This window comes from Cupriavidus sp. 05N38 (genome assembly GCF_056397345.1).
In genome coordinates, this window is record NZ_JBFTNF010000023.1 from 33,417 (window position 1) to 49,328 (window position 15,912).

A 15,912-nucleotide genomic window follows, 5' to 3' on the forward strand; every position below is an offset into this window, starting at 1 on the left:
CTATGCACAGGCCATGCCATCCTTCCAGGGCGTATCGGGTGCGCGGGCCGGCCCAAATCGCGCAACGGATGACGGGTTCCGCCCAACAGCGGGACCAATGCGTTGGCCTGGATCCAACGATCTCCGGCCGACTTGTGCGAGGATTCTGTTCTCGCGGCCGGTTGCGCTGGCGGCTGGGCGCCGGCACCGTTCGAACGCATTGCTTACGTTACCTTGGGAAATTAGATGAGATCGTCCGTCAAGCTTTTCGCGCTATGTTCCTTCGCAGCCATGCTGCTCTCGCCGGCGCTTGCGCAGACCGACGGGAAGCCGCTGCGGATCATCGTGCCCTTCGCTACGGGCGGGTCGCAGGACGTGATTGCCCGCTATCTCGGCGAAAAGCTCGGGAGCCGCCTGGGCGTGCCGGTCATCGTGGAAAACAAGGTCGGGGCTGGCGGCATGCTGGCCGCCGACTACGTGGCCAAGGGCCCGGCGGACGGAACCACGGTGTTGCTGGCCACGGGCGGCGCGATTTCCATCGCACCGTCGCTGAACCCCAGGCTGCCTTACTCGCCGCAGAAAGACCTCGCGCCCGTGGCGCTGATCGCGGATACGCCGATGACCGTCGCCGTGCGTGCCAACAGCGCCTACAAGACGCTGGGCGACGTGCTGAAGGACGCCAGGGCGCATCCCGGTGTGGTCAGCTTCGCCTCCACCGGCAACGGCACGGTGTCTCATCTCAGTGGCGAACTGCTGGCGCAGGCGGCGAACGTCCGCCTGCTGCACGTGCCCTATCGCGGCGCCGGTCCGGCGCTGACCGACCTGCTGGGCGGGCAGGTGCAATTGCTGATGACCAGTGCGGCCTCGATCGAGCCGATGGTCGAGAGCGGCAAGGCCCGCCTGCTCGGCACGTTCTCCCGGACATCGCTGCCGGGGCTGGCGAACCTGCCTACCGTCAGCGATGTCACCGGCCTGCAGGGGCTCGAGGCGCCCGTATGGGTGGGCGTGATGGCCCCGGCCAGGACGCCGGCGGCCCGCATCGAGAAACTGTCGAGCGAACTGGTGGCGCTGTGCAAGCTGCCCGAGACGCGCACCCACTTCGCGCAACTGGGCGCGGTACCTACCTGCGGCGATCCGGGGGCGTTGCAGAAAGTCGTGACGGATGACACCCGGCGCTGGGCAGAGGTCGTCAAGCGCGGGGGGATCAAGCCGGACTGACGAAGGCGGCTGGCAGGCGGGCGCCGCCGGCCCCGCTGCGATGCGGGGCGCCGCGCAAGGCGGCGCGAGCAGCGATTTACCTCGGTGAAGAACAGGCCGACCCCGATCCTGCCCGGCATCCCGCATCGCAGACCACCGCCCCCGAGCTGTCAAGGCTCGCGCCGCCGCCCACGGCCGTGGAGCACTGCACATTGCCCTTCATGTCGAGTGCGCACCGGCCCGCGCCGCAGCGGGCATCGCCTTCCCGGTCCAGCGCGATGCCGCCGCCGTCTTTCGCACAGCGCACCTCGCCGGAGCGGGTCATCATGCAGGCGGAGTTGCTCGGGCAGTTGACGGTGCCGCGGTAGTCCGGCGCGCAGGTTGCCGCGAGCGCTGCCTGTGCGGCAAGGGCCAGCGCCAGGCCGAGTAATTGGTTCTTGAGTTGCAGGACTGCCATTCTTCTTGTTCCCCCTTATTTTTTTGCTTTCTTAGGGCGCGTGATTGCGCGCCCGGCGGTGATTGTACTCATGTCGGCCGGGCGGGAATTTTCGATCGGATGGGGCAATGCCGGATTGCCCCACGGGACTGGCGCGTATCGTGCTGCCCGGAGAGCGCGGCAGCAAGCACGCCAGTGCCGCGTCATGGCTGCAGCGGCGGATGGTAGGCCAGGGTGGGGGCCAGCAACCACAGCAGCAGCAATACCAGCGGCGCATGCGTCAGCAGTTGCGCAAAGGTGAATCCGACCAGGTCGCGGGCCTTCAGTCCCAATATGCCCAGCAGCGGCAGCATCCAGAACGGATTGATCAGGTTTGGCAGGGCCTCGGCCGCGTTGTAGATCTGCACCGCCCAGCCGAGGTGCACATGGAGGTCGTTTGCGGCCTGCATGACGTAGGGCGCTTCGATGATCCACTTGCCGCCGCCGGAGGGCATGAGAAAGCCGAGCACCGCGGAATACGCTCCGATCAGCAGGGGAAAGCTGTCGGTCGACGCGACGCTGACGAACAGCGTCGAGAGGTGGTGCGTCAATGACTCTCCGCCTGCCCCCTTTGCCATCGTGAGCATGCCGGCGATGGCGCCATACAGCGGAAACTGGATCAGTACGCCGGCGGTCGTCGGCACGGCCTTGGTGACTGCGCCGAGAAAGCTCCTGGGGCGCCAGTGCAGGAGCATGCCAAGCAAGAGAAAGATGAGATTATAGGTATTGAGCCCGGAGATGGCGATCAGCCAGTGCTTGCCTGCGAACTCGGTCCAGACCCAGCCGAGCCCGAGCGCCACGATGCCCAGGGTAAGCAAGGGGCTGTATTCGAGCCATTCGCCCGGCCGGGTGCGTGGCGCCATGGTGTAGTCGACCGGCTCGATCTGCACGCCGAGATCCGCTGCGGTCCTGGCCCGTGCCGGCGAAGGCGCGGTCCAGTAGGCGATCAGCGTGGACACGGCTACCAGTGCGCACGTGATGACCAGGCTCTGCCACAGGAAGAGGGTCTCGCTGAACGGGATCACGCCGGTGATGGGCAGCAGGCTCGCCGGGATGCTGGCGGGGTTGGCCTGCAACTGCGCCGCGGACGAGCTGAGGCCCATGGCCCAGGTCGCGCCGAGGCCCAGGTAGGCCGCCGCGCCGGCGGCGCGATAGTCCATCCGCAACGATTCGCGCCGCGCCAGGGCCTTGGCCAGCAGGCCTGCGAAGACCAGGCTGATCGCCCAGTGCAGCAGCGAGGCCAGCACGCTGACCAGGGCGACATAGGCCACCGCTGTCCTGCCGTTCCTTGGCACCTGCGCGGCGAGGGCGACCAGCCTGGCCATGGGCGGGGATGAGGCAATGACGTAGCCGGTAATCGCGACCATGGTCATCTGCATGGTGAACGGGATCAGGCTCCAGAACCCATTGCCGAACGCCACCGAGACCGCGCGGGGCGACGCGCCGATCGCCAGCGCCCCGAGCGCCACCGCCAGCACGGTCAGCGCCACGAAGACGTAGGCATCGGGATACCACTTTTCGCACCACGCGGTGACGCGCAGCGCCAGACGCTCCAGCAGCGGTGCCTGGTATGCATGGTTGTCGATCTGCTGGCTGCCGGAGCCGGCGATGCACTGCTTTTCTTGAACTGACATGATCCTGCCTCTCACGTTGCACAGTCTTCCCCGGGAGGCGAAGCGGCTGGCGTGCCAGCACGCTTGCCTGCCGGTGCGGAAATCACAGGGCTACAGCGCCCCGGCCAGGCGCGGGCTGCGCGGTACCTGGCTTGCCATGCCAAGTGTCTGTTCGAGCAGCGCGGCGGCCGACAGCAGGTCGAAGTCGCCGCGCGGCCGTCCCAGCAACTGCAGGCCGACCGGACGGCCGTCGGAAGTCAGCCCGATCGGAACCGAGATCGCGGGGCAGCCGGTCAGCGTCAGCACGAAGGTGAGATACATCCAGTCGATATACGAGCCCAGCGGCTCGCCATTGATCTGCGTCGGATAGCGCTGCGCGACGGGGTACGGGGGCACGGCCACCGTCGGGCAGATCAACAGGTCGTGATGCGCGAAGAAGGCGCCAACGCGCATGAACAGCTCGCCGCGCAAGCGTTCTGCGCGCGCCACATCCTCGCCGCTCTGCTTGCGGCCTTTCTCGATGTTCCAGACGATCTCCTCGCAGATGTGTTCGCGGTGTGCTTCGAGCAGGGGGCCCCTGACGGCGGCAACCAGGTTGGCGCGCAAGGTCTGGAAGGCCTCGAAGCCGCCGGCAAGGTCTGGCTGGCCATCGTCCACGACGGTGCCGAAATCCGCGAAGCGCAGGGCCGCTGCCCGGCACAGCGCCGCGACCTCGGCATCCACCTTGCCAATGCCGAGGTCCGCGCTGTAGCCGACCCGGACCGGCGCGACAGGACGGCGGACCGCATGCGAGAAAGGGACTTGCGGGCGTGGTAGCGAGAGCGGATCGCGCGCATCGAATCCCGCCTGCGCGTCGAGCATCAGGGCGACATCCGCGACGCAGCGTCCCATCGGCCCCTCCACCCAGAGCGGGTCGAAGGGGACCACCGACTCCGGTCGCGCCACCCGCCCCACGCTCGGGCGCATGCCCACGACGCCGCAGTAGCTCGCAGGGATGCGCAGGCTGCCGCCCAGGTCATTGCCGGTGGCGAGCCAGACCATGCCGGCGGCAAGCGCCGCGGCCGAGCCGCCGGACGATCCGCCCACCGTCAGTGCGGTATTCCAGGGGTTGCGCGTGGCGCCAAATACGGTATTGAACGTATTGGCGCCGGCGAACTCGGGAACGTTGGACTTGGCCAGCGCAATGGCGCCATGCCGCTGCAGGTTCGCGATGGTCAGGTCCGAGCGCGCGGCGATGCGATTCGCGTAGATGGGCGACCCGTAAGTGGTGGGGCAGCCGCCCAGGTCGTTATAGTCCTTGACCGCGATCGGCAGGCCGGCCAGCCAGCCAGGATCGCCCGCGACGTCGTCGGCGGGCCTGGTGAAGTCCTTCGCAACCTTGCGGGCTGCCTCGAAGCAGCGAATCGGCAAAGCGTTGATCACCGGATCGACCGCCTCGATGCGCGCGATCGCGGCGTCCACCAGATCCAGGGGCGCGATTTCCCCTTGCCTGAGCAGCCTGACGGCTTCGCTCGCGCTCAGGCGGCACAATGCCGGCATATTTTCGTCGGGGCCATTGCCGGTGGCAGGGTTCGTATCCATGAGGTCTCCTTCTGGTTTGTGTTCGGCCTTCGGCGCTCCTCGCACCCTGGGTTGCTCCCGGGTTGTGGCGCCTGGCGTGTTCCAGAATAATGTTCGTGTCCGCACACCGGAAATCACATATCGCGATGAAGCTCATAAGCCAGGCTTTTGCGGCTTTCCCGTGCCGCGAAGGTGAAATCCCGCTCCCGGCGCGATGCGCCATCGGCCCCGGCGCAGGGGCGCCACTCATCAGGTTTCGCCATGGATATCCGTCAACTCAGGACCTTCGTCACGGTCGCGCGCCTGGCCAGCGTCACGAGGGCCGCCGAGGCGCTGCACATCACGCAGCCCGCCGTCAGCGGCCAGCTCAGGCAGCTTGAAGAGGATCTCGGGGTTCGCCTGCTGTCGCGTTCCACATCATCGGTCACGCTGACGCAGAGCGGGCAGGAACTCCTGGGCCGCGCAGAGAGCGCGATCGAAGCGTTTGGCAACTTCGTGAACGCCGCGAAGGGTTTGCGTGGCCAGATCGAGGGCCATCTGCGTGTCGGCGTGGTGATGCTGGATCCTGCGATGCTGCGCATCGGACCCTTCATGCAGCATATGGTCACGCAGTATCCCGGGCTGAAGATCGACCTGCAGGTCGGACGCACGCCATGGCTGCGGGCGGCGCTGCAGAGTTCCGAGATCGATGCGGCCATCCTGGTCGCCAGGACAACGCCGAGGGGCGCGCGTGCGCTGCTCCTGAAGTCGCTGAGCTTTTGCCTGGTGGCGCCGCCATCGTGGGGCGCGCGCCTTGGCGGTGCCGATGCGCAAGAACTGGCCCGCTTGCCCTGGCTTCGCATGACGCCGGACAGTGCGCACCAGGAGATGATGGCGGAGATCTGCGCGCAGGCGGGCATTCATCCGGCCGGCACTGTCGAGGCCGATCACGAAGCGCTGATCGGCGCGCTGGTGGCCGCCGGCGTGGGAATCGGCCTGCTGCGCGATGAGCTGGCGCAACGGGCCGAGGCCGCGGGCGAAGCGATCCGGCTGAGCGGCTACGAGCGCGATACCCGTCTGTGCCTGCTGTACCAGGAAGCGCGCGAGCAGGACCCGGCAATCATCGCCATGCGGGACGCGCTACGCGACGTGTGGGCGCTCGATGCCTAGCTGCGCGGGATGCATCGCGGCGCTGGCCGCCGGCAACGGCGGGCGGATGTGGCAGGGTGCGGCAGGGTGCGGGACTTGCGTCGGCAGTGTGGCAGCCTAGAGCGTAGCGCGAGCAAGTTGCTGGCGTGCGCAGAGCACGCCGTGAATCTGCGCGACAACGGCCGCGCCCTCGCCGAGCTCGATTCGATCGGCTCGAGAGTGGCGAAAGCGCGGCATCCGGCTAGATGGCGCCGATTTTCTGCGCGCTGGCTCCGAACCGACGTTGGTCGCGTCGCCCAACAACGTACCGCGTGAGAGTGCGGCCTCGGCATCGTTCATTGACCTACCCCTTGCGCTACGGTCTCTGCCAAGCAGGGCGGGCAGAGACGAGAGGCAACTCGCCAGTGTTTCGCGCCGGACATCCATGGTGCCCATGGCATCGCGTTCCGGCCTCTTTGAATTTACCGACCGTGCAGCCTAAAGTGTTGAGAGTTCGCTCTGCCGCGCGCGGCACGCTGCATGGCCGGCAAGGCCAACGGTCGGAGGCCTCCCGCCACGTCTTCCGATCGTCCTCCTCCAGGAGCCGCAAGATGTCCGATCCCCAGATCGAAGCTGTCCGCAACCTACTGGCAAGCCAGCCCCGTCCGGGCGAGCTTTCCGAACGGCGCAAGCGTCTGGACTCGTTGCTCGGCCGCTATCCCGTGGCGCCGGACGTGCAGGTCGAGGCCGCCAATGTCGACGGCGTTCCCGCCGAATGGACCATGACACCCGCGGCCGATCCGGCGCGGGTCCTGGTGTTTCTCCATGGGGGGGCGTATATCTCGGGCTCTCTTCTCAGCCACCGGCACATGGTCGCGCAGATTGGGCGAGAGGCACGGACCCGCACCTTGGCTCTGGACTACAGGCTTGCGCCCGAGCACCCGTTTCCCGCTGCCCTGGAGGATGCGATCGCCGGGTATCGATTTCTGCTGTCGCAGGGCTATGAACCCGCGAACATTGCACTGGCCGGGGAAAGCGCAGGCGGCGGACTGGCGTTGGCGACGCTCGTCTCGTTGCGAGACCTGGGCATTCCCCTTCCTGCCTGCACGTGGTTGAGTTCGCCATGGACCGATCTGGAAATGACCGGCGAGTCCATGGTGACCAAGGCAGCCGTGGATCCCCTGATCCAGAAGCCATACCTGCTCGAAGCGGCGGCGGCCTATTTGAACGGCGCCAGTCCGCGCATGCCGCTTGTCTCGCCGGTTCATGCCGATCTCACCGGGCTTCCTCCGATGCTGATTCAGGTCGGCACGGCAGAAACGCTGCTCGACGATTCGATCCGTCTCGCCCAGCGGGCGGGCGAGGCGAACTTGCGAGCCAGGCTGGAACTCTGGCCTGACATGATTCATGCGTGGAGCCTGTTCTATCAACAGGTCGATGCTGGCCGCCGATCGCTCGCCTCGATGGGCGCCTTCGTTCGTGCGGTGCTTGACGAGATGCCAGGGCCGTCCTGACGGGAAAAAAAGTATCAGGCGCCGGCCCGGAGCGAGCGGGCAAGGATCGCCCGGCCGTTGCGGCCAGGGCGACGACCTTCCTCGTGTCAGCGGTGGCTTCCAGCAACGCCGCCACGCAAACGCTTGCTCCTGGCCCGCCCGGCGCGGGAGCGGGCTGGCAAGAGAGGCCAAACGATGCCCAGGCAGAACCCAGCGCTTCACCGTAGCCAGAAGACCCCCATGACACCGGGGCGCCGGCGGCTTCTCGTCATTGGCGCGATACTGCTGCTGGCCGCGCTGGCCTGGGGGCTGGCGACAGTGCTCAAGCCCGCCATCCAGCGCACGATCGTCATCACGACCGGGGCGGACAAGGGCATCTACCGCGGCTTCGCCGATCGCTATGCCCCCATCCTCAAGCGCGACGGCATCAAGCTCGATATCCGCAGTTCGTCCGGCTCGGTCGAGAATTACGCGCGGCTGAAGAATCCGGGCAGCGAATACGAAGTGGGCTTTATCCAGTCGGGCACCGCCAGTCCGGAGGAAACCGACCGCCTGCAGACCATCGCTGCCATCTCGTATGAACCGATCTGGGTGTTTTACCGTGGCGGCATCACCGTCGACCGGCTGGCACAATTGCGCGGCAAAAGGGTCGCCATCGGCGTGCCGGGCAGCGGCTTGCTCAACGTCGCCCGGGTCTTGCTCGCGCATAGTGGCGTCACCGACGGCAATACCAGGTTGCTGGAAATGGATGCAGCCAAGGCATATCAAGGCCTCGAGGAGGGTGGCCTGGATGCGGCGTTCTTTATCGGCAGGCCGGATGCCGAGATGCAGCAGACGCTGCTCAACAGTGACCTGAAGCTGATGAGCTTTGCCCAGGCCGATGCCCTGGTGCAGAAATTCCCGTCTCTCTCCAAGATTGTCTTCCCGCGCGCCTCGACCAGCATCGTCAACGATCTCCCGCAGGCTGACGTCACGCTGCTGGCGGCCACGGCCCTGCTCGTGTCCAAGGACACGCTGCATCCGGCCCTGGTCTACCTGCTGCTGGAAGCGGCCAGGACCGTCCACGGCGGCGAGGACTACTTCACGCCGCTAGGCACGTTTCCCAACCTGAACAGCGATGAATTTCCCGTCTCGGACGAAAGCACCCGCTACTTCAGATCGGGTCGTCCTTTCCTGCAGCGCTACCTTCCATTCTGGCTTGCCAGCTTTATCGAACGGCGCCTGCTGATCCTGCTTCCCTTCATGGCCTTGCTGCTGGGCCTGCTGCAGGCATTGCCGCGCATGGCGGAGGCGCGGATCAAGAACCGGCTCGTGGTCTGGTATCGCGAAATCAAGGCGCTGGAAGATGAAATATGGAAAAACGGGCAGCCGACCCCGGACCAGATTGCGCAATGGCGCGATGAAATCGAGAACATCGATGCGCATGCCAGCCAGATCCGGATTCCGCATCGCTACTTCCAGGATGTCTACGCGCTCAAGCAGGCGATTGGCGTCGTAAGGGGCCGGATTGACCAGGCCGCCGGGAAGGTGAGGGAATAGCCCGGCGCGGAGATCCGCTTCGGCAGGCCGCGTTGCGGCACGACAGGGCGTTGCCGGCGAGATCGCCCTCAGCCTTTCTGTCCGAGCCGCTCCACCACGCGCCGTACCGTGGTGGCAAAAAACCGCACGGGTACCGCGCGCGCTGCGCCACGCTTCCAGAGCAGGCCTGGCGTGCGCTGCGGCGTGGGGCTTTCTAGCGCGATGAAGCGCAGGCCTTCGCCATCGGACTCCGCGCTTGCGCCGATCACGGCCGCGATATCGGTCTGGCGCACCAACTCCAGCATTGGCGCGATCGAATTGAGCTCGGCGATGACCTGGGGTTCCGCCGCAGCCGCCCGGAAGCACTCGTCGAGCAACTGGCGGGTGGCAAAGTAGGAGGGCAGCAGCACCATGCGCATGCCGTGCAGCTCCACCATGCGCGCACGCTTTCGGCCGGCCATGGGGTGGCGGTCGCTCACGACCAGCTTCATTTCCTCGTTGTACAGCGGCTCGAAGAACAGCGCATCGGCCTGCGCCGGCCGGTATGACACGCCCAGGTCGAGCTTGCCCTCAGCGAGGCGCTCGGTGATATCGGCCGCGCTCAGCTCTTCCACGATCACGCGCACCGAAGGGTAGCGGCCCAGGAACAACGACACGCACTGCGGGATCAGCCGGATATTGAAGCTATGCGTCGCGCCGACCCGGACCTCGCCCACCAGCGGCTCCTTTTCGTCGCGCACGGCATGGATGGCGCGGTCCACCTGCCGCAGCGCCGGGCCGATATGGAGCAGCAGGGTCTCGCCGGCCTCCGTCATGGAAACGCGCTTGCCGACGCGGTCGAACAGGGGCTGGCCGATCTCTTCCTCCAGTTGCCGGATCTGGTGCGACAGTGTTGATTGCGTCACATGCACGCGCTCTGCCGCGCGCGTGAAATTCAAGGTTTCGGCCAGCGCTTCGAAGTAGCGCAGATGTCGGAGTTCCATGGGGTGCTGCCAGCAGGGTTCGGGGATCCCGCTATCTTACATAGATGCCATCGATGGTTTTGAGTGAAATTAATCATTTCCATCTGTGATGGCGGTGCCCATAGACTAGCCAGACCAGCCCTATACCAACGGAGACCCCACCACCATGAAGATCGGCAAGGAAACCATCCCGCAGACCGCCATCAGCACGTCCAGCACGGAAACCATCGTGGTCCGCGGCGCGGACCTGTGCCAGGACCTGATCGGCAAGCTCAGCTTTACCGAGTACTTCTACTTCCTGGTCACGGGCAAGCGGCCCGACGCCGCCGCGGTCAAGGTGGTGGACGCGACGCTGGTCGCCATTGCAGAGCACGGGCTGGTGCCGAGCGTGCAGGCCAGCCGCATGACGCTGGCCGCGGCGCCCGATGCGCTGCAGGGCGCGGTGGCGGCCGGCATCCTCGGCTGCGGCTCGGTCATCCTGGGCGCGTCAGAGACCGCCGGCGTGCTGTTTACGGAAGTGCGCGAGCGCATGGCGGGCGGCGAGACCATCGAGCAGGCGGCCAAGGCCGTTGTCCACGCCTGGCGCGAGGCGCGCCGCGCCATCCCCGGCTATGGCCACCCGCTGCACAAGGCGCGCGATCCGCGCGTGGCCGCGCTGATCAACGTGGCGCGCGAGGCGGGCGCCGATACCACCTACATCGATATCGCCGATGCCGTGGAATCCGTCATCCCCGGCATTGTCGGCAAGGAGCTCAGCCTCAACGTCTCGGCGGCGATTCCGGCCGTGCTGCTGGGCGTGGGCTTTCCGCTCAATGCCCTCAAGGGCGTGCCGATCCTGGCGCGCACCGGCGGCCTGATCGCGCACCTGAGCGAAGAGCTGCGCCACTCGATCGGCTTTGCGCTGTCGTACCAGGCTACGCGCGAAGTGGTCTACACCGGCGAGACGCCCGCCGGCTTCGACCCGCAAGCCTGACCGTAGACGGAGCTTCAGATGATCAAAGTCCTGCAAGGCGTCAAGGTCCTGGAACAGGGGACCTTTATTACCGGACCCGCCGCCGGCATGCTGCTTGGCGACCTCGGTGCCGACGTCGTGAAGATCGAGCAGCCCGAGACCGGTGACCCGTTCCGCGCGTTCAAGGGAGGGCTCTACAGCCCGCATTTCCAGACCTACAACCGCAACAAGCGCAGCATCACCCTCAACACCAAGCATCCCGAGGACCTGCAGGTCTTCGACGATCTGGTGCGAGACGCCGACGTCTATATCCAGAACTTCCGCCCCGGCGCGGCGGAGCGCCTGGGCGCAGGGGAGGCGCGCTTGCGCGAGCTCAATCCGCGCCTCATCTATTGCGCCATCAGCGGCTTTGGCGCCACCGGGCCGGCAGCGTCGCGCCCGAGCTACGACACGGTGGCGCAGGCGGCCAGCGGCTTCCTGAACCTGCTGGTCAACCCGGCCAATCCGCGCGTGGTCGGCCCGGCGATTGCCGATGCGATGACGGGTTTCTACGCCGCGTACGGCATCCTTGGCGCACTCCATGAGCGCAACCGCACCGGCGTGGGCCGCAAGGTGGAAGTGTCGATGCTGGAGGCGATGAGCCATTTCAACCTCGACGCCTTCACGCATTACTATTCGGCCGGCGAAGTCATGGGTCCGTACAGCCGCCCCAGTGTGTCGCAGTCGTATGTGCTGGAGTGCGGCGACGGCAAATGGATCGCCCTGCACATGTCGTCGCCCGAGAAATTCTGGCAGGGGCTGGCCAACGCCATCGAGCGCCCGGACCTGTTCAAGGACCCGCGCTTTGCCACGCGCGAAGCGCGCATTGGCAGCCAGGAGGCGCTGATCGACCTGCTCGGCGGCCTGTTCCGCCAGCGCCCGCGGGCACAATGGTGCGAGCGGCTGGAGGCGGAGGATGTGCCGCACGCGCCGATGTACGACACCAGCGAGGCGCTGGAAGACCCGCAGGCCAGGCACCTGCAACTGCTGGTCACGGGGCRGCATCCCACGCTCGGGGAATTCAGGACGGTACGCAGTCCGGTGTCGTTCGACGGGCAGCGCGCGCTGGATGTGATGGCGCCGCCGTTGCTGGGCGAGCATAACGAACAGGTTCGCGAAGAAGTCCGCGCCGCACTGGCGCAAACGGGAAGTCCGGCACAGACCGGTTCCTGACAATCCGCAAAGGAGGAGACATGAAGAAGATACTGACGGCGGCAGCCGCGATGGCTGCCTTCACCCTCATCGCCGGCCTTGCCCGGGCCGACGACTATCCCTCCAGGCCGGTACGGCTGGTGGTGCCGTTTGGCGGCGGCACGTCCACGGACATCACCGCGCGCATCATCGGCGAGGCCATGGGCAAGAAACTCGGCCAGCCGATCGTGGTGGAGAACAAGGCTGGCGCGGGCGGCGCGATCGGCACCGACTATGTCGCCAAGTCCAAGGGCGACGGCTATACGCTCACGATGGGCACCGTCGGCACGCTCGCCATCAACAAGGCGCTCTATCGCAAGCTGCCGTACGATCCGGGCAAGGACTTCTCGTTCATCGGCATCCCGGGCTATACGCCGACGCTGCTGGTGGTCCGCGAGGACGCGCCGTACAAGACGCTGGCCGACCTGATCGCTTACGCCAAGGCACATCCGGACAAGCTGTCGTTCGGCTCGGCGGGCAGCGGTACCTCCGGCCACCTGGCGGGCGAACTGCTCAAGTCGATGGCGGGCGTGAGCATGACGCACGTGCCGTTCAAGGAAGGCGGCCAGGCGTTGACCGCGGTGCTGGGCGGGCAGGTGGACTTCATGTTCTATCACCCGGTGGCCGTGCTGCCCTACCTCAAGGGCCACAAGCTGCGCGCGCTGGCCGCAAGCAGCCAGCGCCGCTCGGTGGCGGCGCCTGACGTGCCGACGGTGGCCGAGTCGGGCTATCCCGGCTTCGACCTGACGGCCTGGTTCATGCTGGCCGGCCCGGCCGGACTCGGTGCCCAGGCGCGGACCCGCCTGGTGCAGACGATGCAGGCGGTACTGCAGGATCCGGCCGTCCAGAAGCAACTGGCGGCGCAGGGCCTGGAGGCTGCCACGCTGGAGACGGCGCAATTGCCTGGCTTCGTGAATGGCGAGATGCAGAAGTGGACCGCCGTCGTCAAGCAATCGAACGCGCAGGTCGACTGAAGCTGCCGGCCGCCCCGCTTACTCGCCAGCGGAGCCGGCGGGAATCGCGGGGCCGCTGCCGTCCGCCAGGCCTGGCCTGGGCCGGCGGACGGCCCTGACCTTGCCGCTGCTTCCGCCTCCGCAGAAGAACTGGTCGCCGCCATCGGACTCGAGCCCCGATACGCCGACGCCAGGCGGCATCTCGAGGCTCTCCAGGACCTCGCCCGTGCGCGGATCGACCCGCCTCAGATCGCTCGCCTCATCTTCCCAGGTGCCGTGCCACAGTTCCCCGTCGATCCAGGTGACCCCGGTGACGAAGCGGTTGGACGCGATGGTGCGGAGAATCGCCCCTGTCAGGGGATCGACCTGATGGATCTTGCGGTCCCGATACTGGCCCACCCAGAGCGTCCCTTCGGCCCACGCCAGCCCCGAGTCGCCGCCGCCGCCGGGCGCCGGGATGGTGGCGAGCACGCGGCCGGTGTCCGGATCGATCTTCTGGATGCGATCGCCGGCGATCTGGAACAGGTGCCGGCCGTCGAAGGCCGTTCCCGCCTGCGCGGCGACATCGATCGAGCGCAGCGTCTCCCCGCTTGCCGGATCGAAGGCGTTGAGCTTGTCTCCGGCAGCCAGCCAGACGCGCTGGCCGTCATATGTGACGCCATGCACATGGTCGACACCCGGAAAGGGCCCGTATTCGCGGAGAATTTCGGCTGCTGATCGCTTCATGCTTCCATCCTAGTCACCTGGTAGTGGATCGGGGAGCAACAAGGTCGCCGCGAATCCCGGCACGGGTGGGGTCAGCCAGCGACGAGCGCGCCCGCGACCAAACGACTGTACCTTGCCGGCTGCCGCAAGCGAGTCGAGCGCCCGCTGCACGGTGCGCTGGCTGGCTCCGAGCGCAAGCGCCAGGGCCGAACTCGACCACGTCTCGCCGTCGGCGAGCAATGCCAGCATTGCCGCATGCGCCTCTTCGACMGGCCGCGCCAGCACCACGACCTCGCATGCGCGACGCGGTACCAGCGCAAATCCCCGCTTCGTCGCGCTCACGCCGGCCAGCGTCCCGAGCACCGTGCGAAGTCGCCCGACTTCGACTCGCAACCGCGCGCGGTGAGATTCATCGGCGAGCTTCGCGCGGAACGCCCGCGCGACGAGCGTGGCCCTCGGCGCGTCTGCGGGCCAGGCTTCGCCCAGTGCGCGGGCGAGCGCGAACAGCACCGGACGCCTTGCGAGCGACACCACCGTGCCCGCGTCGCGCACGACATGGCGGCACGCGTCCACCACGAGCGCCTGCGACGCCTGCAACGCCTCGACTTCCTCCAGCAGGAGGAGTCGTTGCTCGCCACGCGCGATCAGGCGCGCCGCGGGCGTGTCCAGGACGAGGCGCGCGCTTTCGACCTCCGCCGCCAGCGCGGGGATACCTGCGAGACGCGCGGCCCGCCCGGCCCGGGCGAGCGCGGCGCGCGCCGCCTGCGTGCGCAGGCGTCGCATCGCGATGCCGGCAACGACCAGTTCGTGGGCGGCCCGCGCCGCGGGCGGGAAGGGCGCGGGGTCGAGCCCGGCGAGCGCACGCTCGGCCTCGTCGAGGTGCCCGATCAGGAGGAGGCGCCGGAGTTCGAGATGGCGCGCATGGGCAGCGTTTACGCGGTCGCCGTGCGCCTCGAGCGTCGCCCGCGCCGCGTCGAGCGCCTTCGCAGGCCAGCCCAGCTCGCGCGAGGCCAGCGCGATCTCGGCCTCGGCGACGATACACCTCGCGCGGGCCACGGCCTCTTTCGGGCCGAAGGCGCGTGCCGCGCTTCGCACCAGCGCCTTCGCGCGAGCGAGATCGCCGAGCTGCGCCATCGCGATGCCGCGAAGCGCAAGCGCAGGGGCGTCGTCGCGCAAGGCGATCCGGTTCAGCGCGCCGAGGGGATCACCCGCGGCGAGCGCACGCGCCGCGGCCGTGATCAGCGAGTCCATCTGAATCCCGCCAAACTTGTCACTCCCACCGTTCGATGCCCGGTACTAATCTAGCACACGACCCCCGGCCAGCACGTCGTACCGGGAACCGAAAGAACGACGCAGGACAGCCAAGGAGAGAACGATGACAGGACACATGACCGGGACACGCGAAGCGTGGCTGGCAGCGCGGTTCGAGCTGCTCGAGGCGGAGAAGGAGTTGACGCGGCGCAGCGACGAACTGGCGCGGCAACGTCAGGCGCTGCCGTGGGTCCGGGTCGACAAGGCGTACCGATTCGAGACCGGGCAGGGGAGCGCTTCGCTGGCAGACCTCTTCGGGGGACGCTCGCAGCTCCTTGTCTATCACTTCATGTTCGGGCCCGACTACACGGCGGGTTGCCCGTCCTGCTCGGCGATCGCGGACGGTTTCGACGGCTTCGTCGTCCACCTGGCGAACCACGACGTCACGCTCATGGCGGTGTCGCGGGCTCCGCTCGCGAAGCTGCAGGCGTACCAGCGGCGGATGGGATGGACGTTTCCCTGGGCGTCCTCGCTCGACAGCGACTTCAACTTCGACTTCAACGTCTCGTTTACCGAGGCGCAACAGCGTGCGGGGGACATCGAATACAACTACCGGCGCGCCGGCCATGCGATGGACGCGACCCGGGTCCCGGAGCCGGTCGCCCGGATCGCAGCCACATGCGGGACCGACGCGCCGACGTTCTCGCGCGACAGGCCGGGCATGAGCGTGTTCGTGCTGGAGGACGGCGTCGTCTATCACACCTATTCCACCTATGCGCGCGGACTGGACGGGCTCTGGGGCATGTACCAGTGGCTCGACCGTGCCCCCAGGGGGCGCAACGAGACAGGCGTCTGGTGGCGCCGCCACGACGAGTACGACCAGCGCTGAACCAGTTCGCGGGTGTTGCTGGCGTCCT

15 protein-coding genes are annotated in these 15,912 nt (G+C 67.3%); 8 read left to right on the forward strand and 7 right to left on the reverse strand.

The features are described from left to right. Positions 1 to 225 precede the first annotated feature (225 nt). Positions 226 to 1,197, forward strand: a complete 972-nt coding sequence (locus AC1DK4_RS18040; protein ID WP_441616567.1) for a Bug family tripartite tricarboxylate transporter substrate binding protein — start codon at positions 226 to 228, stop codon at positions 1,195 to 1,197. A gap of 76 nt (positions 1,198 to 1,273) precedes the next feature. On the opposite strand, the gene AC1DK4_RS18045 is transcribed toward AC1DK4_RS18040, so the two are convergent. The 3 genes from AC1DK4_RS18045 to AC1DK4_RS18055 all read right to left on the reverse strand — a co-directional run bounded on the left by AC1DK4_RS18045 (position 1,274) and on the right by AC1DK4_RS18055 (position 4,845). After that, a complete protein-coding gene (locus AC1DK4_RS18045; protein ID WP_441616569.1) occupies positions 1,274 to 1,633 on the reverse strand; it encodes a hypothetical protein in 360 nt (119 codons plus the stop codon). Positions 1,634 to 1,815: 182 nt separating this feature from the next. Further along, positions 1,816 to 3,285 (reverse strand): short-chain fatty acid transporter, encoded by a 1,470-nt coding sequence (locus AC1DK4_RS18050; protein ID WP_441616571.1) that lies wholly within the window; start codon positions 3,283 to 3,285, stop codon positions 1,816 to 1,818. Positions 3,286 to 3,375: 90 nt separating this feature from the next. Then, positions 3,376 to 4,845, reverse strand: a complete 1,470-nt coding sequence (locus tag AC1DK4_RS18055; RefSeq protein ID WP_441616573.1) for an amidase — start codon at positions 4,843 to 4,845, stop codon at positions 3,376 to 3,378. Positions 4,846 to 5,085: 240 nt separating this feature from the next. On the opposite strand from AC1DK4_RS18055, the gene AC1DK4_RS18060 reads away from it, so the two are divergent. Beyond that, positions 5,086 to 5,973, forward strand: a complete 888-nt coding sequence (locus AC1DK4_RS18060) for a LysR family transcriptional regulator (RefSeq protein WP_441616575.1) — start codon at positions 5,086 to 5,088, stop codon at positions 5,971 to 5,973. Between the two features lie 96 nt (positions 5,974 to 6,069). Here AC1DK4_RS18060 and AC1DK4_RS18065 read toward each other — a convergent pair whose 3' ends face one another. After that, positions 6,070 to 6,291 (reverse strand): hypothetical protein, encoded by a 222-nt coding sequence (locus tag AC1DK4_RS18065; RefSeq protein WP_441616577.1) that lies wholly within the window; start codon positions 6,289 to 6,291, stop codon positions 6,070 to 6,072. Positions 6,292 to 6,542: 251 nt separating this feature from the next. Between AC1DK4_RS18065 and AC1DK4_RS18070 the strand changes: the two genes are divergently transcribed. Then, positions 6,543 to 7,445 carry an alpha/beta hydrolase gene (locus AC1DK4_RS18070; protein WP_441616579.1) on the forward strand — a complete coding sequence of 301 codons (903 nt, stop codon included), beginning with the start codon at positions 6,543 to 6,545 and terminating at the stop codon, positions 7,443 to 7,445. A 219-nt stretch (positions 7,446 to 7,664) separates the two neighbouring features. Then, a complete protein-coding gene (locus AC1DK4_RS18075; RefSeq protein WP_441616581.1) occupies positions 7,665 to 8,963 on the forward strand; it encodes a TAXI family TRAP transporter solute-binding subunit in 1,299 nt (432 codons plus the stop codon). 68 nt (positions 8,964 to 9,031) lie between these two features. On the opposite strand, the gene AC1DK4_RS18080 is transcribed toward AC1DK4_RS18075, so the two are convergent. After that, positions 9,032 to 9,925 (reverse strand): LysR substrate-binding domain-containing protein, encoded by an 894-nt coding sequence (locus AC1DK4_RS18080; RefSeq protein WP_441616583.1) that lies wholly within the window; start codon positions 9,923 to 9,925, stop codon positions 9,032 to 9,034. A gap of 145 nt (positions 9,926 to 10,070) precedes the next feature. Between AC1DK4_RS18080 and AC1DK4_RS18085 the strand changes: the two genes are divergently transcribed. The 3 genes from AC1DK4_RS18085 to AC1DK4_RS18095 are packed head-to-tail and all read left to right on the forward strand — an operon-like array spanning position 10,071 to position 13,060. Then, positions 10,071 to 10,877 carry a citryl-CoA lyase gene (locus AC1DK4_RS18085; protein ID WP_441616585.1) on the forward strand — a complete coding sequence of 269 codons (807 nt, stop codon included), beginning with the start codon at positions 10,071 to 10,073 and terminating at the stop codon, positions 10,875 to 10,877. 18 nt (positions 10,878 to 10,895) lie between these two features. Beyond that, a complete protein-coding gene (locus AC1DK4_RS18090) occupies positions 10,896 to 12,068 on the forward strand; it encodes a CaiB/BaiF CoA transferase family protein (protein WP_477131677.1) in 1,173 nt (390 codons plus the stop codon). 20 nt (positions 12,069 to 12,088) lie between these two features. Then, positions 12,089 to 13,060, forward strand: coding sequence for a Bug family tripartite tricarboxylate transporter substrate binding protein (locus AC1DK4_RS18095; protein ID WP_441616589.1), 972 nt, complete (start codon positions 12,089 to 12,091; stop codon positions 13,058 to 13,060). Between the two features lie 18 nt (positions 13,061 to 13,078). Here the strand turns inward: AC1DK4_RS18095 and AC1DK4_RS18100 are convergent, their stop codons facing one another. After that, the gene (locus AC1DK4_RS18100) at positions 13,079 to 13,765 is read right to left on the reverse strand and encodes a Vgb family protein (protein WP_441616591.1); all 687 of its coding nucleotides are present in this window, start codon (positions 13,763 to 13,765) and stop codon (positions 13,079 to 13,081) included. Between the two features lie 9 nt (positions 13,766 to 13,774). Then, a complete protein-coding gene (locus AC1DK4_RS18105; RefSeq protein ID WP_441616593.1) occupies positions 13,775 to 14,995 on the reverse strand; it encodes a helix-turn-helix domain-containing protein in 1,221 nt (406 codons plus the stop codon). Between the two features lie 124 nt (positions 14,996 to 15,119). Here AC1DK4_RS18105 and AC1DK4_RS18110 point away from each other — a divergent pair, with 124 nt between their 5' ends. Then, positions 15,120 to 15,884 carry a DUF899 domain-containing protein gene (locus tag AC1DK4_RS18110; protein ID WP_441616595.1) on the forward strand — a complete coding sequence of 255 codons (765 nt, stop codon included), beginning with the start codon at positions 15,120 to 15,122 and terminating at the stop codon, positions 15,882 to 15,884. Positions 15,885 to 15,912: the final 28 nt, after the last annotated feature.